General features: G+C 50.2%; 20 protein-coding genes and 2 pseudogenes. 13 read left to right on the forward strand and 9 right to left on the reverse strand.

All coding sequences use genetic code 11. The features are described 5' to 3' along the window. Positions 1-48: 48 nt before the first annotated feature. Positions 49-366, reverse strand: a pseudogene (locus tag ABWV55_RS01420) (recombinase family protein); the annotation flags it as partial. Further along, the gene (locus ABWV55_RS01425) at positions 257-556 is read right to left on the reverse strand and encodes a hypothetical protein (protein WP_353291982.1); all 300 of its coding nucleotides are present in this window, start codon (positions 554-556) and stop codon (positions 257-259) included. The pseudogene ABWV55_RS01420 and the gene ABWV55_RS01425, both read right to left, overlap by 110 nt. Before the next feature lie 617 nt (positions 557-1,173). Between ABWV55_RS01425 and ABWV55_RS01430 the strand changes: the two genes are divergently transcribed. Together ABWV55_RS01430 and ABWV55_RS01435 are read left to right on the forward strand one after the other, a co-directional pair. Next, complete coding sequence (locus ABWV55_RS01430) at positions 1,174-1,335, forward strand: hypothetical protein (protein WP_353291983.1); 162 nt, start codon at positions 1,174-1,176, stop codon at positions 1,333-1,335. Between the two features lie 72 nt (positions 1,336-1,407). After that, a complete protein-coding gene (locus ABWV55_RS01435; protein ID WP_353291984.1) occupies positions 1,408-1,605 on the forward strand; it encodes a type I restriction-modification system subunit M N-terminal domain-containing protein in 198 nt (65 codons plus the stop codon). Here ABWV55_RS01435 and ABWV55_RS01440 read toward each other — a convergent pair. After that, positions 1,531-1,767, reverse strand: coding sequence for a hypothetical protein (locus tag ABWV55_RS01440; protein WP_353292817.1), 237 nt, complete (start codon positions 1,765-1,767; stop codon positions 1,531-1,533). The two genes, ABWV55_RS01435 and ABWV55_RS01440, sit on opposite strands and share 75 nt — an antisense overlap. 15 nt (positions 1,768-1,782) lie before the next feature. On the opposite strand from ABWV55_RS01440, the gene ABWV55_RS01445 reads away from it, so the two are divergent. From ABWV55_RS01445 to mrdA, 6 genes and pseudogenes are all read left to right on the forward strand, one after another. Then, the gene (locus ABWV55_RS01445) at positions 1,783-2,199 is read left to right on the forward strand and encodes an N-6 DNA methylase (protein WP_353292796.1); all 417 of its coding nucleotides are present in this window, start codon (positions 1,783-1,785) and stop codon (positions 2,197-2,199) included. Then, positions 2,153-3,044: pseudogene (locus tag ABWV55_RS01450) on the forward strand (N-6 DNA methylase). Before ABWV55_RS01445 ends, ABWV55_RS01450 begins: the two are co-directional and overlap by 47 nt. Before the next feature lie 35 nt (positions 3,045-3,079). Next, positions 3,080-3,505, forward strand: coding sequence for a restriction endonuclease subunit S (locus ABWV55_RS01455; RefSeq protein WP_353292797.1), 426 nt, complete (start codon positions 3,080-3,082; stop codon positions 3,503-3,505). 368 nt (positions 3,506-3,873) lie between these two features. Beyond that, positions 3,874-4,224: a restriction endonuclease subunit S gene (locus ABWV55_RS01460; RefSeq protein WP_353291985.1), complete on the forward strand. Its 351-nt coding sequence runs from the start codon at positions 3,874-3,876 to the stop codon at positions 4,222-4,224. 1,219 nt (positions 4,225-5,443) lie between these two features. Next, on the forward strand, positions 5,444-5,815 hold the full coding sequence (locus tag ABWV55_RS01465) for a hypothetical protein (RefSeq protein ID WP_353291986.1): 372 nt from the start codon (positions 5,444-5,446) through the stop codon (positions 5,813-5,815). A 3-nt stretch (positions 5,816-5,818) separates the two neighbouring features. After that, positions 5,819-7,609, forward strand: a complete 1,791-nt coding sequence (gene mrdA, locus ABWV55_RS01470; RefSeq protein ID WP_353291987.1) for a penicillin-binding protein 2 — start codon at positions 5,819-5,821, stop codon at positions 7,607-7,609. Positions 7,610-7,927: 318 nt separating this feature from the next. Here mrdA and ABWV55_RS01475 read toward each other — a convergent pair whose 3' ends face one another. Next, positions 7,928-9,043, reverse strand: a complete 1,116-nt coding sequence (locus tag ABWV55_RS01475; RefSeq protein ID WP_353292798.1) for a glycosyltransferase family 1 protein — start codon at positions 9,041-9,043, stop codon at positions 7,928-7,930. A gap of 16 nt (positions 9,044-9,059) precedes the next feature. Beyond that, positions 9,060-10,259 (reverse strand): NAD-dependent epimerase/dehydratase family protein, encoded by a 1,200-nt coding sequence (locus ABWV55_RS01480; RefSeq protein ID WP_353291988.1) that lies wholly within the window; start codon positions 10,257-10,259, stop codon positions 9,060-9,062. On the opposite strand from ABWV55_RS01480, the gene ABWV55_RS01485 reads away from it, so the two are divergent. Both ABWV55_RS01485 and ABWV55_RS01490 read left to right on the forward strand, forming a co-directional pair. Beyond that, the gene (locus tag ABWV55_RS01485; RefSeq protein WP_353292818.1) at positions 10,185-10,376 is read left to right on the forward strand and encodes a hypothetical protein; all 192 of its coding nucleotides are present in this window, start codon (positions 10,185-10,187) and stop codon (positions 10,374-10,376) included. The genes ABWV55_RS01480 and ABWV55_RS01485 overlap by 75 nt on opposite strands. Beyond that, entirely contained in the window at positions 10,342-10,593 is a 252-nt protein-coding gene (locus tag ABWV55_RS01490) for a hypothetical protein (protein WP_353291989.1), read from the forward strand. Before ABWV55_RS01485 ends, ABWV55_RS01490 begins: the two co-directional genes overlap by 35 nt. 6 nt (positions 10,594-10,599) lie before the next feature. Here the strand turns inward: ABWV55_RS01490 and ABWV55_RS01495 are convergent, their stop codons facing one another. After that, positions 10,600-11,409, reverse strand: a complete 810-nt coding sequence (locus tag ABWV55_RS01495) for a thiazole synthase (RefSeq protein ID WP_353291990.1) — start codon at positions 11,407-11,409, stop codon at positions 10,600-10,602. Between the two features lie 26 nt (positions 11,410-11,435). Here ABWV55_RS01495 and ABWV55_RS01500 point away from each other — a divergent pair, with 26 nt between their 5' ends. Continuing rightward, positions 11,436-11,987 carry a hypothetical protein gene (locus tag ABWV55_RS01500; protein ID WP_353291991.1) on the forward strand — a complete coding sequence of 184 codons (552 nt, stop codon included), beginning with the start codon at positions 11,436-11,438 and terminating at the stop codon, positions 11,985-11,987. A gap of 20 nt (positions 11,988-12,007) precedes the next feature. On the opposite strand, the gene ABWV55_RS01505 is transcribed toward ABWV55_RS01500, so the two are convergent. Genes ABWV55_RS01505 through rpmI form a run of 3 tightly spaced genes read right to left on the reverse strand, consistent with a single transcriptional unit; the run spans position 12,008 to position 13,124 of the window. Further along, a complete protein-coding gene (locus tag ABWV55_RS01505; protein ID WP_353291992.1) occupies positions 12,008-12,523 on the reverse strand; it encodes a tetratricopeptide repeat protein in 516 nt (171 codons plus the stop codon). Next, on the reverse strand, positions 12,520-12,879 hold the full coding sequence (gene rplT / locus ABWV55_RS01510; RefSeq protein ID WP_353291993.1) for a 50S ribosomal protein L20: 360 nt from the start codon (positions 12,877-12,879) through the stop codon (positions 12,520-12,522). The genes ABWV55_RS01505 and rplT overlap by 4 nt, the downstream gene beginning before the upstream one ends. A gap of 47 nt (positions 12,880-12,926) precedes the next feature. After that, positions 12,927-13,124: a 50S ribosomal protein L35 gene (gene rpmI, locus ABWV55_RS01515; protein WP_353291994.1), complete on the reverse strand. Its 198-nt coding sequence runs from the start codon at positions 13,122-13,124 to the stop codon at positions 12,927-12,929. 56 nt (positions 13,125-13,180) lie between these two features. Between rpmI and ABWV55_RS01520 the strand changes: the two genes are divergently transcribed. Next, positions 13,181-14,725 carry a SpoIID/LytB domain-containing protein gene (locus tag ABWV55_RS01520; protein WP_353291995.1) on the forward strand — a complete coding sequence of 515 codons (1,545 nt, stop codon included), beginning with the start codon at positions 13,181-13,183 and terminating at the stop codon, positions 14,723-14,725. Positions 14,726-14,749: 24 nt separating this feature from the next. Next, entirely contained in the window at positions 14,750-16,084 is a 1,335-nt protein-coding gene (locus ABWV55_RS01525; protein WP_353291996.1) for a glycosyltransferase, read from the forward strand. Positions 16,085-16,098: the final 14 nt, after the last annotated feature.

A 16,098-nucleotide genomic window follows, 5' to 3' on the forward strand; every position in this document is an offset into this window, starting at 1 on the left:
CTTCAGGGACTGGAGACCCGACTTCGTTCTCTGACTGATGAAGTCCCTCTCCTGTTCCGACAGACAGGGATAGATGTGGAGTTGGAACTTGGAGGAGTTGGGAAGGGAAGAAACGACCAGTTCCAGGTCTTTGTCCTCCATCAGTTTTGAGATGAAACTGACTTTTCTGGAGAGTCGGTCGAGTTTGGAGACGATCAGGATTCCCTTCACCTCCTTCGCCAGTTGGATGGACTTGAGGAGTTCTGGTCTGGAGTCGTCAGACCCTGAGTGAACCTCCACGAATGTCCCGACGACTTCGTAGGGGGAATCCTTGTGGTGTGTATCCAGGTAGTGGGTGATGTCCCTCTCCTGTCCCTCCAGACCCAATCCAGAACGACCCTGCTCTCGGGTTGAGACCCGCAGATACTTCACATAACGAGTCATTGGAACCTCCTGTCCTGAAACGAAACGAGCGTTTGACATAGGACAACTCTACGATTTTCTCTACGTAGAGACACGTAGAGAATCCAGAAATCAACCTGTCATATGGTCTACGAATCTCTACAGAGAATCGCATAAGAAATCTCTATCCATCCACTCGTTTGGGTCGGATCGCCCATGACGCCATTTCTCACCGTTCGGTTCCACGTGGGTTTCACGTGGAAATCAGGGTTTTATCCGATCCATATTTGTGTGTATATGACACTGATATGACCCTTACAAGCACCAGATACGGGGTTAATCCGTTGTCCCTCTGAAACCTGGGTAGATCTCACTATCGAGTGGGAATAGTTTAGGGGGTAAAACTCTTGTCTTTCCCTCAAAGAGGGCACTACAGATAAAATCTCATTCTAGGCATGATCAGGGTTTTATCTCCCGACTACACACGCACTATGTATGGCGTGGAAATCGCTTCTCCACCGAGGAATCGTAGATTGCTTTTTTCTCTATGACTAAAGCGAGTGTCTACTAGGAATGCCAAGGAGAAGACCCGCGCCTTTTATGAGGAACTGGGTAACCTGCTAGTTGCTCCAGCTAAAAACAGTGTTAGTGAAGCTATAGCAACCGAACACTGTTATTTAGAACACCCTAATTTCAGTGCTTGATAGTTTTGCTCGCGTTATCGCAATCACCCAATCAGGGGAGGCGTAATCACCATGCGAGATCCAAAATCAGAGCAAGCAGTAGAACTCCGTGACGGACTCGGCAACTAACCCTTTTGCTCAAGGAGCGGACCAGACACCTACTGGTCTGGATGACTTACTGGCATCTGTCCGCACAGGCGAAGACGAGCAACCCAAGAAGCTAGGGCGGAAGAAGAAGGTTGCCGCTGCCGAATCAGGACTGACCTTCTAGATCGGTCAGAAACTGACCCTCTCTCAACTGGAGTCGTTCCTTTGGAAGAGCGCGGACATATTGCGGGGAAGCATGGATGCCTCGGAATTCAAGGACTACATCTTCGGGATGCTGTTCCTGAAGCGCCTGTCTGATGCCTTTGAGGAGGCACGGGAAGGGGTCATCGCCTATTACCTGGGCAAGGGCAAATCCCAGTCAGAGGCAGAAAACCTTGCAGATAACCAGGATGAGTACGACAAGACCTTCTATGTGCCCGCGAAGGCGAGGTAGCAGAACCTCAAGGACCTCAAACATGACATTGGTGCAGAACTCAACAAGGCGACTGAGGCGATTGAAGAGCACAACAGAACCCTGGAAGGGGTGATGGTGTCCATTGACTTCAATATCAAGAACAAACTCAACGACCGTAAACTCAGGGATCTGCTCTCCCACTACTCCACCTTCAGGTTGAGGAACGAGGACTTTGAGCGGGACGATCTGCTGGGTGCTGCATACGAGTACCTGATCAAGATGTTTGCCGATTCAGCAGGCAAGAAGGGCGGCGAGTTTTACACGCCCAACGAGGTGGTCAAACTCCTGGTGGCACTGCTGAAACCTCATGCAGGAATGCAGGTGTATGACCCCACCTGTGGATCAGGGGGCATGTTGATCCAGACCAAGAACTACCTGGCAAGTCATGGCGAGAACCCAGCAAACCTCCAGTTGTTCGGGCAGGAGATGAACCTGAGCACCTGGGCAATCTGCAAGTTGAACATGTTCCTGCACGGCATCATCAGTGCCGACATCAGGAAAGGCGACACGCTTGGAGACCCTCAGCATGTGGAGAACGGAGAGATCAATCGTTTTGATCGGGTGGATTGCTAAACCTCCGTTCTCGCTGAAGAACTGGGGGCGGGACCTCGCTGAGAACGACGGATATGGGTGCTACCGCTGTGGGGTGCCGCCTAAAAATGTTGGCGACCTGGCATTCGTTCAGCAAATGATTTCGTCTCTGAACCAGGTGAGAATCATGGGTGTTGTCGTTCCTCATGGCGTTCTGTTCCGTGGTGGGCAGGAAGGGGATCTTGCAAGACGACTTGATTGAAGCAGTGATCGGTCTGCCTTCAGGATTGTTCTACGGAACGGGGATCCCTGTAGCACTGCTGATCCTGAACAAGATAAAGAGTGTTGAAAGGAAGGGCAAGGTTCTCTTCATCAACGCCGAACTGGACTACCAAGAGGGCAAGAACCAGAACACGCTTCGGGATCAGGACATTGAGAAGGTTGTTGGATGCTTTGACTCGTACAACGAAATCAAGCAGTTCTCAAGGGTGGTGCCGTTGGAAGAGATCCGTGAGAACGATCACAACCTCAATATTCGTCGTTATGTAGATACCTCACCACCACCTAAACCCTTTGATGTGAGAGGGATATTGCATGGTGGTGTGCCAATCAGGGAAACCCAGGATGAGTATGTCCAGGAAATCCTTGCTGGGTTTGATGTCAATTCTGTATTGGTGCGAAAGGATGGTGAGTATTTGAAATTCAAGGACGACATCAGGGAGAAATTCCAGATTCGCCAGCATCTTGGCAATGCGTCTGATGCCGTAATTCAGCAGTTGGAGCGGTGGTGGGACAAGTACGGAACCTCACTTGCTCAAATTGATGCTGAGGTCAAGGAAGCAGAAGCAGTGATGCATGGCTTCCTGAAGGAGTTGGGATATGAGTGATAACAGAAGCATTTGGAGGAGGATAAATCTCGGTGATGCGTGCATTGCATCTGCTGGAGGAACCCCCAATAGAAACGATCCTCTCGCTTACGGGGGAGATATACCTTGAGTCAAGTCAGGTGAAGTTGCCTCGTCTGATATCTGGACCACAGAAGAACGGGATTACCACACATGGAATGTGCACATCTGCGGCAAAATTGATAGACGCAGGTTCAGTGCTTATTGCAATGTATGGGGCGACAACAGGACAAGTTGCCCGACTAAAAATACCTGCAGCAACCAATCAAGCAGTCCTTGCTATTAAACCCAAAGATGATCTGCTATGCGCTGATTTCTTGTATCACTACCTTCGCCAATCAAAAGACGACCTGATTGCAACCTGCCAAGGATCTGGGCAACCGAACTTAAATGCTGGAATAGTCAAAGGTTTTCTGATTGAATTTTCCCCACTCCCCGAATAGAAGAAGATTGCCAAGATACTCTCTGGGATTGACAGGACGATATCGGTCAAGAGGCAGGCAAAAATTGATTTGGAGATAACACGAGAGGCGATATGCGATGAACTGATTCAGAACGGAAAAAAAGGGGCGGGGGAAGAGAAGGTAGGCACATTCGCAACCCATATGACCAACGGTTTCGTAGGAACCGCAACTCCCTACTACAGAAAAAGAGGCGTAAGATATCTAACCTCAAAGAACATCAGAAGAGACAGAATAGATCCAAGAAGGATGATTTATATCTCAGAAGAATTCCACGATGTAAATCAAAAGTTGTCTTTCAAGACCGGAGATGTACTAATGGTGCAGTCGGGACATATTGTACCACCGCTGTGATTAAAGATGAATACAAGGACTGCAACTGCCATGCTCTTATCCTCATGAGATTCAATCAAGACCAAGTAAATCCGCAATATACCTCTCTGTATTTCAATTCAGCAATTGGTAAAGTGCAACTATCTGACATTTTCGTTGGTTCAACCCTCAAGCATGTCAATATCGGAGATCTCAGGAAATTCAAAATTCCATTACCGTCCTTGGATATACAAAAAGATATCGTTTCAAAAATCTATTCCATGGATTATCTGCTGAATGCTAGAGATGCTCAGATCCAGAAACTCCTTTTGCTAAAGACGGCGATTTCCGCAGATCTTCTCTCGGGTCGCATAAAGGTCAGCGTCTGATAGCAGGAGATGAGCGCCAACTCGTAGAAGTATCTGCTGTTGAGCAACTCAAAACTCAAGGGTCTGGGTTGGTGGCACATAGACGGCACCACGCTGCATCCAGAACAACCAGGTAAACGCTCATCTCTCAAGGGAATTGGTATCTATAAAATTAAAAATATAAACAGTGAGTTTGCTAAGCGTGAGATAAATTTAGGTACAAAATATATATAAAAGCGAATTTTAAATGCACTTGGGCACCATTAATTAAGATACCCTAAAAGGCCTCTGGTCGAATTTTATCCCTTTATTATCTATAAAAATATGCCTGATAGTTATGTTAGCTATCGGATAATCGTAGTATTTAATTGTATCTGCTTGAATTTTTTAGGTACTATATTACACCTGTTTCGATTTATTAAATGCTTTTTTATTGGGTCTGAACAAACACAGATCAGAAGGTATTTAGTAAGCATCTGATTTTACTCTTTCTATAGTTTTTGTTAACGCAGCAATGTCTTTGTATTTAACATCACAATGCTAAAGAAGTAGGGCGGCTTTTATGTATTCTGGATGGCCAGAGTGGTTTGATTCATGATCACTTATCACCTCTTAAGGTTTGAGCGAGATAATTAACGATCAGTAGCGGCTGTTTACAAACCAGAATATAAGGCTTAGGCCCTGCGAGGTTTAACTAATGATCAGAGTCTACAACCACGGAGACATCTGTACCGAGATAGGTTTTAACCAGGGGAATAAGCCGCCAACCCCCATCCCTTTTCCATGTCGAAATCCTCTAATTTGTTGACATTCAGTATGGTAGTAGTATCGACTATCGGACTAAATTTAGTTGATTGAGTGCCAAATCAGTGTCAGCTCTATTAGCTTTGCCCCGGCTAAAATTCTAGCAGTTGGTGTTGCCTGACAGTAAAAATCGTATATTTACAAGAGGGTAGAGCAGCGGGATTTTTTCAGAAACCTTAGACTAGATTGAATACACCTTCTATATGGCACTAGGTACTGGGTAAAAACTAGAGGTAGAACGTAAAATGTCCATTACTAATGGAGTAGGCATTTTAATGAGATGTATTGGCAAATCTATTCATCATTATCAAAGGGAGCAGGGTTATGAGTCTCGTGATTTTGGGCGCAATTGACCTGGGCAGAGGTGAACTCATGAGTATCACTCAAAAAACCTTGGTTGCCTCCGAGACAGACTGGAGTTCGCTGATTGGGCCCGATGGCCACTGACTCCAGTTCTAATAATCCTCTTGACCAACTGCGTTTGTCGCTGATGCAAGACGTTTTGCCTGTTGGTTTGGCCCTTCTGAAAAGGGCCGAACAGGGAGGGCCTGGCAAAATCGCAGAAGCTTTTGCGTCTGGATCAGCGGATCCCATAGCTGATCTGCGTCAGGAAGGGGAGCCCTTGGCTAGCGATGTCCGCAATCGATTGGATTCTGTTAGCCCTGGGCTCGGAAATCCTGTGATGCCCGTCAGTGTTTCGGTAGAAGAACCAGACGCAGCAGCGGCCGAACAGCAAGACTTGATGCAGACGCTGCAGCGTATTGAGGCTCGGCTCGATGCGTTGAGCAGAGCTTTGCCAGCAGATTGACGTATGACCTCCGTCCAGCAACGTCGTCAGACCGGATTGCAGCAGCAGCCACTTGTGCTGCTGCTGATTGTATTTTTGTTCTGTTCGGCAATGATCAGCCGCCTGGTGTGGATACAATTGCTGCAAGGATCACGGTTCAAGGAATTGGCGGATGAGAACCGTATCCGTCTTGTTCCGCGATCTCCAATTCGAGGACGGCTTTTGGATCGTAAAGGTCGCGTATTAGCGACTAGCAGGCTGGCTTACTCGCTGTATCTCGAGCCGCGCCTAGTAGGCGATAAGGATTGGCCTAGTTTACGCCACAGACTAGCATCGCTTCTAAATCTCGATCCCCAGCTGTTAGACGAGCGGCGCAGGCGCGGACCGGATCGTAACGGCTATCGTACGATGCTAATGCTGGATCTCAAACCGGAACAGGTTCTCCGATTTCGCGAACAAGCTTTGAGCTTGACTGGAACGCAAGTGGATGTGGATATCCTGCGCTTTTACCCTAACGGCAGCCTTGCAGCTCATGCCCTAGGCTATACTCAGCCCATTACGGAGTCAGAGTTCGAAGCGTTAGCTGAGAAAGGCTACAAGATCCACGATCGTATTGGTCGAACCGGAGTAGAGGCTGCCTATGAAAACGATTTACGTGGCAAGTGGGGCGGCCAGATGTTGGAGGTTAATGCGATGGGGCAAGTACAGCGCAACCTCGGGGATCGTCCATCGGAAGCGGGTGAAGATCTCATCCTCACTCTTGATTTAGATCTACAACGGGTTGCGGAACAGGCTTTGACTGATAAACCTGGCGGAGCAGTCGTGGCGCTTGAAGCCACGACCGGAGCTGTGCTGGCATTAGCTAGCAAGCCTGGATTTGATCCAAATTTCTTTTCCAAGTTGATCAAAACGCAAAAGGAGTACGATTCGCTGTTCTCGAATCCCAAGAAGCCATTGTTAAGTCGGGCGATGAATCCCTATGACCCCGGCAGTACTTGGAAGCCAGTTACGGCAATGGCAGGGATGGAATCTGGCAAATTCCCGCCGAAGACCAAGCTTCACACCAAGGCTTGCATCACTTACGGAGGTCATTGTTTTCCCGATCATAATGGTGCTGGTTTTGGTCGTATTGGCTACGCTGATGCTTTGCGTTTTTCCAGCAACACATTCTTTTATCAGGTAGGTATTGGCGTAGGGTCTCGGGCGCTGAAGCAGGCAGCCAGTCAGCTAGGCTTTCAGCAGAAGACTGGCATTGAGATCGACTGGGAGGAGAGTGTAGGCTTGGTTGGAGACGAAGATTGGGCTGCAAATGGCCGCGGCTGGGCTAAGCCGGGCAGTACGCCGTGGATTCCCGAAGACATGGCCAGTGCGTCAATCGGTCAGTCTGTTGTCCAGATTACACCTTTACAGTTGGCTCGTGCTTACGCCGTATTTGCCAATGGTGGTTGGTTAGTGACGCCACATCTAGCTAAAGGTGATGTGGATTGGCTAGCACCTCAATATCGACGTCAGGTGGTGATGAAAGCATCCACATTGCAGACCATTCGTGAAGGCCTGCGCAAAGTGGTTGAAGATGGCACTGGACACGGTCTTAATAGCCCGGGCGTTCCTCCCGCTGGAGGCAAGACGGGCACCGCTGAGGACAGTACAGGCGGACCCGACCATGCGTGGTTCAGCTGTTATGCTCCGTATCCAAACGGTGAGATAGTTGTGGTTGCCTTTGCCCAGAATACTCCCGGCGGTGGGTCCGTTCACGCTTTGCCAATGGCCAAAAAGCTACTTGTTGTATGGGCAAAATCCCAGAGAAAAGGCTGAGCTTGATTGGACTTGCTCTTTTCAGTTTGGTTAGTTAGGTTCTGTATCAGATTAGCTAAGCCCTATTTCGATATTTCTTAGTTCAAGGCTTAAGTTTGTGCACGCAAGTGAGAAACATCTTTTCTTGTCCCGGTTGACTTGCAGGAGAATTGCGTCTTGTTTTGCACAGCTGTTTGCAACACACTGACGTTAACATTATTATTGTCTTTGGCGTTAATTTTTGATCAAGTAATTGCTAAAATGTGTTGCTTTTAGAGGAAATGCTCTAAATTAATTTTTAAGTAACCTAGGTGTGCAATCTATTCCTAAAAGAAACATTTAGTTGAGGATACTGTGGTAGTAACTTCTTAATTGTTCCGTGGCCCCGGCCCAGCCCCAACGTTCTGCCTCTGAGCGCGCCGCACTCCGCAATGCTTGACGCTCCAAATCGTTGCCTACCAGCTTTTTAGTAGCTTCGATTAGACTGTCTTCGGCCCCATCGGGCTCGTAAAGGCAGCCGTTCACCCCATCTGTGATTATGTCGGTGACACCGCCGCGGTTAGCCCCCACTACCGGACACCCAGAGGCCATCGCCTCGAGTAATACTAGTCCCAGGGTTTCCGTGCTGGAGGGGAAAAGAAAGGCATCACCACTGGCGTAGGCACTGGCTAACTCTTCTCCCGCTAAGTACCCCACAAAGGTAGTTGGGGTTCCAGCGAAATATTTTTCTAGCTGATAGCGATGAGGTCCATCACCTACAAGAGCGAGGCGTGCATCTGGTAGCGCCTCGAGAACTGGACGGATGCGTTCGATTTGTTTCTCGGCAGACAACCGGCCGACATAAAGTAAAAGAGTGCCACGATCGTCATGCCCTCCAAGCAACCGTCGTCTTAAAGTCGTGCTTCTCAGGTCGGGACGGAACAGCTCTGTATCAACACCACGTTGCCACAAGGCGGTGTGTTGAATGCCTTTTTCACTGAGCTCTTGCACCATTGCTGTCGATGTACAGAGGTTTAGTAGAGCTTTGTTATGGGCTGCCTTTAGCAGTTCCCAAAGCAAGGGTTCGAGCATCCCCATGCCGTAATGCTCGAGGTACTTCGGAAGGTGAGTGTGATAACTGGCAACCAGCGGGATATTTTTCATTTTAGCCAGCCAAATTCCACCTAGGCCCAGCACGGCAGGATTCACAACATGGATAAGACCCGGCCGGAATGTGTCAATAGCTTCCGAAACAGCTGGCCGTGGTAAAGCCAGCTTTAGTTCGGGATAAAGCGGCAGAGGCATAGCTGGTATGCCAATTAATCGAGCACCCATGTACTCATCAGGACAGCCGTCTGGACAAAACACCACTACCTCATCGCCGGCGTCCACTAGGTGCTTTATTGTTCTAGTGAGGCGGGTGACAATGCCGTCGACCTTTGGCAAGAAGGTTTCTGTAAAAAAAGCGATTTTCAAAGGATGAAGTCTGGTTTTATAAGGAGGCGTTGCTAATAGCCTCGGCTTGGTCCTTAGTCCAAGCCGAGGTGCAAAGGATGCGATTGCGATCGCAGCGGTCGGAATAGCGAGCCGCAATTCCTACAACTTCTTTCAATAGCCCGTCATCGAGAGTAGTAGGGCTGAGCCCTAGCTCGATAAAGCAGCGGTTATCTACAATTAGGTCGTTCTCGACAGCTTCGTTACGCGGGTTCGGTAAGTTACTTACTTGAGCACCAGTAAGGGCGGCAACCTTGCTAGCAAGTTTACCAACCTGATGACTTTCTGTCATCTGGTTAAAAATCTTCACTCGTTCTCCTTGCTCAGGAGGATTGTCTAGCGCAAGCTGAACGCAACGCACCGAATCGCGGATGTGAATGAATGCACGCGTTTGCCCACCAGTGCCATGAACCGTTAATGGATATCCAATCGCTGCTTGCATGAGAAAGCGGTTTAGCACTGTGCCGTAGTCGCCGTCGTAATCAAAGCGATTGGTAAGGCGTGGGTCACGATCGGTAGATTCGGTATTAGTCCCCCAAACAATGCCTTGATGTAAGTCTGTGATCTTTACTTTGTCGTTTTTGTTGTAATAAAGAAACAGCAGCTGATCTAGTGTCTTGGTCATGTGGTAGACACTGCCGGGACTGGCAGGATGTAGTATCTCCTCCTCAAATCGGCTGCCATCAGGTTGAGGAACTTCAACTTTGAGATATCCCTCCGGGATGGTGGCTCCACGATGTGATCCGTAGCCATACACGCCCATGGTCCCGAGATGCACAACATGAACATCAAGTCCGGACTCCACGATGGCGGCAAGAAGATTGTGGGTACCGTTAACATTGTTATCGACTGTGTAGCGTTTGGTCGCGCTACTTTTCATGGAGTAGGGAGCAGCCCGCTGTTCTGCGAAGTGAACGACAGCAGCTGGCTTCTCCGCGCACAACAAATCCAGCAGACGCTGATATTCGTGTGCAACGTCCATGTGAACAAACTTCATCGGTTTGCCACCGATTTCCGCCCAGGCTTGAAGGCGTTCGCTAATGCTCATAATCGGCGTTAGGGACTCGACTTCAAGATCAATATCAATCTTGCGTCGGCTGAGGTTATCCACTATCAAGACCTCATGTCCCTGATCCGCCAGGTTCACAGCACAGGGCCAGCCACAGAAGCCGTCGCCGCCGAGAACGAGAACTTTCACCCCAAACTCCTGCTGGAACGAGCAAAACGCTCAGTGGAGGCAAGCTACTACAAGGGTTTTTTGGTCAGGGCTTGGTTAGCTGATGACCATCGTTTATGGCCATGGTTCCAGATGTGAAGATTGTATCGTTAGGGGGTTGCGACTGCACTGCCCGCCGACATCTCGATTAATCACTCCTGATAAAAGAGTTTTTGGGCAAGGGCACACAGAAAACTATTCTCTTCCCAATGGCGACTGGTACGCGGGCAGTTCCATTAGGCCAACTGGAAGTCTAGGGCTCCCATTCTTTGTAATCAACTTTTGTATGGTTATTGACTTCACACCACGTCATTGAATGCACTCACCTAATCAATCCTGTAGTAGGGGAACTGGCTGAAGCTTGTAGACGACTTGGCAAGCGGCCCGCACGGTGCGCCATGCGCCCAGCAATTACAGCCTTCTTCATTGCTTCAGCCATTGCTGGAGGGTCGCCGGCCATGGCAATAGCACTGTTCACTAAGACGGCATCTGCCCCCATCTCCAAGGCCTGGGCAGCTTCGCTGGGCACGCCGATGCCAGCATCGACGATCACGGGAACGCTAACCTCTTCGATAAGCAGGCCGATGTTAGCGGCATTATTGAGACCCTGTCCAGATCCTATCGGTGATCCAAGGGGCATCACTGCAGCGCAGCCTACATCCTCCAACCGTCGTGCCAACAGGGGATCTGCATTGATATAAGGCAACACCGTGAACCCTTCTTGTACAAGTGTTTCTGCTGCTTGAAGGGTCCCGATTGGATCTGGCAATAGATAACTGTTGTCCGGAATAACCTCTAACTTGACGAAAGTGTTGTCTTCCTGGCCGGCCAGTTTTGCTAGCTCTCGTCCGAGTCTAGCGACACGAATAGCTTCTTCAGCATCGGTGCATCCCGCGGTATTTGGCAACATCCAGATGCGCGACCAATCGATCGTTTCCATTAAGCCGGCATGACTAGTAGCCATTGTTTGAACCCTCCGCACCGCCACCGTCACCATTTCGCAAGCGGAGCGTTCGAGGCTATTTTGCATTGATTTGATCGATGGGTATTTCCCCGTACCTGTAAACAGACGACTGATGAAAACGTGACCGCCGATAATGAGTGGATCCGATCCGGTGCAGGTGAAAACCATGACGCGCGTGAACAAAAGGGCTTACCGTGTTTCTCCATAATCCTTTGTTCTTCATGCCGTTCCTGATTGCCATGGATCTCCTGGCTGGTAGTCAGGTGCCATTTCGGTATGACGTCCAGCCGCTTTCGGATCCAATTCCCCTTGAAATAAGTCACCAGCGGGTAAGGAATTTAGATCCTGTAGCACGCGCCACTGAGCTTGCATCCAGCCTTTCACGTCAATGGTGTGGAGCGTTTCAAACTTTTGATGGCAGTCCTGCAGTCAATGTGACACTGGGTCTAACTTCGCTTAAGGCGATCGGCCAGATGGTTGACCTTAGAGGGGAAATAACCGTTGGATCCGTCACCACTCCGATTCAGGGCAACTTGCATGCGAAGTCAGATCAGCTTGATTTGATTCCCTTGGGCAATCCGCTCATTATGGGTGTTGAACCAGGCGGTATCTTTCTTGGCTTACAAGGCTTCAACCTAATGGGGTGGCAATCTCCGCGCTTAGCCAAGGCCCTTGATCCCAGCACCAAGCTGGGCGGCCGTTTGGAACTAGCCGATTCGTGTCAAACAGAGATGCCAACCAAATAGCTTTGATGACCTGGTTGTAATTAAACCTGTTTTTCTAATTTCTTTAGCCCCTTTTTGGCCGTTGAATTATTGGGTTCAAGCTCGAGCGTGCGTCTGTAGAGGACTATAGCCTCTTCGTTTCTGAAAAGTTTCTCTTGAGCAAAGGCAAGGTTATTAATCGCGACCGGATAATCTCCTTTAGCTCTCAACGCCACCTTGTAATGCTGGATGGCCCCCCTGTAGTCTTTCTGTGCTGCAAGTGCAAAGCCTAAAGCGTTTTCTATTAGTGCTTTGGCTTCATCAGGTTCGTCGTCAAGATGCTTCAGTGCTTGTTTAAGCGTCGCGGCGGCCTGCGGATAAAAACGCTTTCGGAGCTGGATAGAACCGAGTTCATAAAGGTCTGCAGCTCGACACGAAGCGGATGCTCCAACTTGTTCCAGCTGGATTAAACGTGCCTCGTCTCGACGGACACGAAGCAGTTGTCGACTAACAACAACTGCAATAACCAAGAGGAGGCCGACCAGGCCCAGTAGATAGACCTGGGGCAGTAGGTTCACAAGTTTGGGTGGGTTTTAGCCGTATGCGCGACGCTGGCAAAACTAGTGGGGTCAATTACTGCAAGCTGTGCCAGCATTTTACGATTGATTTGCACATCAGCTTTTTTAAGGCCACCCATTAGCTGACTGTAGCTCAAACCATTTATGCGAGCAGCAGCATTGATCCGAACAATCCAAAGGCGACGGAAGTCCCGTTTGCGACGACGGCGATCGCGATAGGCGTTGCAGAGAGCTTTCATGACTCGCTGATTCGCGGTACGAAATTGAGTACCGTTGCCACCACGGAAGCCACGGGCTAACCGAAGAATTTTATTGCGGCGCTTACGGGCAATATTGCCTCTCTTAACACGGACCATGGAGTTAGATCAGGTTTGGATGAACAATGAATGCAAGCTTCCCTGCTTTAGGCGTAGGGCATCATCAGGGTTACGCGTTCTTCATCAGCGCGATCAACCACGGCTTTAGTGGCCAAATAACGCTTCTGTTTAGGCGTTTTATGGTCTAGCAAGTGGTTCCTGAAAGCATGCCGACGAAGAAATTTGCCGGTGCCGGTCGCTTTAAACCGCTTGGCGGCAGCTTTGCGGGTCTTCAGCTTGGGCATTACTTTGATCAAAAGAGCGCGAAAAGCGACAATAAGTCCTGACGCGCTATTTGTTGATGATTCGGCTGTTGTTACTGCCGATGCTCCTTGGGCTAATTTCCGGTTGTGGAGTTAGAGAGTTGGTTACACCTCGACCACAGCGGACGACTTCTAATGTATTGGCCACCCACCGCCCAGTACCTACCCCTCCTCTGGTGTCAAGTGTGGCCCCCGTCCTTTGGGTAGCGCTTGCAAGCCACCTTGGTGCCCAAACGGCTGCCGCGCCACTACAACTGCGCAGTGCCGGCGCACCCATGAAGCTTTTCGATGGGTCTGGTCGGAGTTGGAGTGGCGTCAACTTTACAGTGCGGTGGCGATCAGTGCCGTTGTCAGCGTCGGTGACGCTATCACGACGGATCGCAGGTCCTTTCGCAAGTTTTGAATCAGCTGAACACATAGCGCAGCGTTGGCGTGCATTGGGGGTACGAGTGAGCGTGGCGCATCCCAGCGATTGGGAGGTTTGGGCTCCCGCAAATGCGATCACGCCCAAAGGGCTCGTGGTACGCGATTGGAGCCAGAGTGTTCAGGCTACAGTGGAGCCAGTATTGAATGTCTCGGGTGAAGGTGACCAACTTCTAAAAGGGCCAGTTCAGATCGCAGCGCCCGACGGTCTGCTCTGGAATCAAGGTATATTCAGCGGACCCTTTAGGCTGCAGCGCGACGCTTACGGCAGCTGGTCTTTGGTGGAAGAAGTTCCCATAGAGCGCTACCTCAAGGGGGTAGTGCCCAACGAAATTGGAGCCTCATCACCAATAGCAGCATTGCAAGCCCAGGCAGTGCTTGCCCGTACGTGGGCTTTGGCTAATTGCCACCGCTTCCAAACCGATGGCTATCATCTTTGCAGCGACACCCAGTGCCAGGTATACAGTGACCCGCGTTTGGCGGGAGTAAATGTACAGCGGGCAATTGCAGCTACAAGCGGACATTTCTTAAGTAGAGAAGGCCAACCCATCAATGCTGTTTATCATGCTACAAATGGCGGCATAATAGCGGCGGGCTCTGAAGCCTGGGCCATGCAACCCCAGTCTTACTTGAGAGCAGCTGCTGACGGCGATAGCCGTTGGCAAGAGCGCCACCGCGTGCCGTTGCAACGGCCTCAGCAGGTATCTTCCTTATTGCTGGATAGTCTAGGCGCCTATGGAGCACAACATCCGTCGTTTCGTTGGAGTCGAATCTTAACTGCTGACGAAATCCGCCAATCCATTGGTGCTTCTGTTGAACTATTGAGATCGCCATTGCAGTTGAACGTTCTACGACGAGGCGAGAGCGGCCGCGTCTTGGCCTTGCAGATTGCTGGCGCTAATGGGGCGAAGCCTGTGGTACTAGAGCTGGACCATATTCGACGCACGCTTCGCCGTTTGCCCAGCACGCTGTTTGTAATTGAGCCACAGGGCACTGAACGTTGGCTGATACGTGGTGGTGGATTCGGTCATGGTGCAGGTTTGTCCCAGGCGGGGGCTATTGACCTGGCACGGCAAGGATGGTCTACAGAACAGATACTGCATCACTATTATCCCGGGACTGTTTACGGCCCGCTACCTGCTGTGGTGCGGTCCCCTTAGAGTCCTGCCCACCCAAACCGGTGCATGACCTCAAACGCTGCAACTAATGATCACCGCAGGGTGAAGTCTGCAGGATTTCTGTTCGCCTGCGGCTGCGCTGGAGCATCACCCCATTGGCTGGACTCAGCTCGTTCTCTTTGGCCTGCCATCAGTCTTGCTCTGTTACTCGGCGGATATGCTCTGAGAACAGTACTGCGTGGCAAGCTATTGCGTAGATCAGCTGCGCAGAGTCCCATTGTATCTCCTACGTCCTTGCAACCAGGAGATGTTCCTCCTCTCGATGTGATTGTAGCCGCGCGAGATGAAGAAACAGTTGTCACGTGTTTGGTGGAGCGACTCATAAAGCTGCGCTACCCAGCTGATCGTCTTTCCATCTGGGTAGTCGACGACGGTAGCCTCGATCGCACCCCTGCCTTACTCGATTCCCTAGCGGATCGTCATCCGCGTTTAAATGTGATTCACCGGTCTAGAGATGCCGGTGGTGGCAAATCTGGTGCTCTGAACGCCGCACTAGCGCAACTCAAGGGAGACTGGTTGCTGGTGCTGGACGCCGACGCTCAGTTGCAAGGTGACCTGCTAGAAATGGTTATGCCTTATGCCTTGGATAGTGGATGGTCTGCAGTTCAACTGCGTAAAGCGGTAGTTGATGCCGACCGCAATTGGCTAACACGATCGCAAGCAATGGAAATGGCACTGGATGCTGTGATTCAAGCCGGCCGTTTGACGGGTGGTGGAGTTGCCGAGTTGCGAGGCAATGGTCAGCTAATCAAGCGTTCGGTTTTGGAAGCCAGTGGTGGCTTTAACGAAGACACCGTTACAGATGATTTGGATTTGAGCTTCCGTTTATTGACCAATGGAGCTCTTGTAGGGATTCTTTGGGATCCACCGGTACAGGAAGAAGCAGTGGCCGAGTTGTCGGCATTATGGAAACAGCGCCAACGCTGGGCAGAAGGAGGTTTGCAACGGTTTTTTGATTACTGGCCTACACTGACATCTGCCCAACTCAGCCCTAATCAACGTTGGGACTTAGCCTGCTTTTTCTTGCTTCAGTACGGCTTGCCGGTGGTGTCCTTCGCGGATTTGAGCACAAGTGTAATTAGCCGGACCCCGCCCACATATTGGCCCCTATGCATAGTCGCCTTCAGTGTGTCGGCGGTGGCTTATTTGAAAGGTTGTCGGGGTGCGAATCAGGGTCCAGCTATTCCTTCCCCAGGATTTTGGAACCTTCTCGTGGCGATAGCCTATCTTGGGCACTGGTTTGTTGTGATTCCCTGGGTGACGCTACGGATGGCTTTCCTCCCAAAGCGTTTGGTTTGGGCCAAGACCAGTCACGGTGAGAAAGACCCGCTTCAGGTCTGAAGTCTTTCCATTGA

The organism is Synechococcus sp. M16CYN, from assembly GCF_040371545.1.
GTDB lineage: Bacteria > Cyanobacteriota > Cyanobacteriia > PCC-6307 > Cyanobiaceae > Parasynechococcus.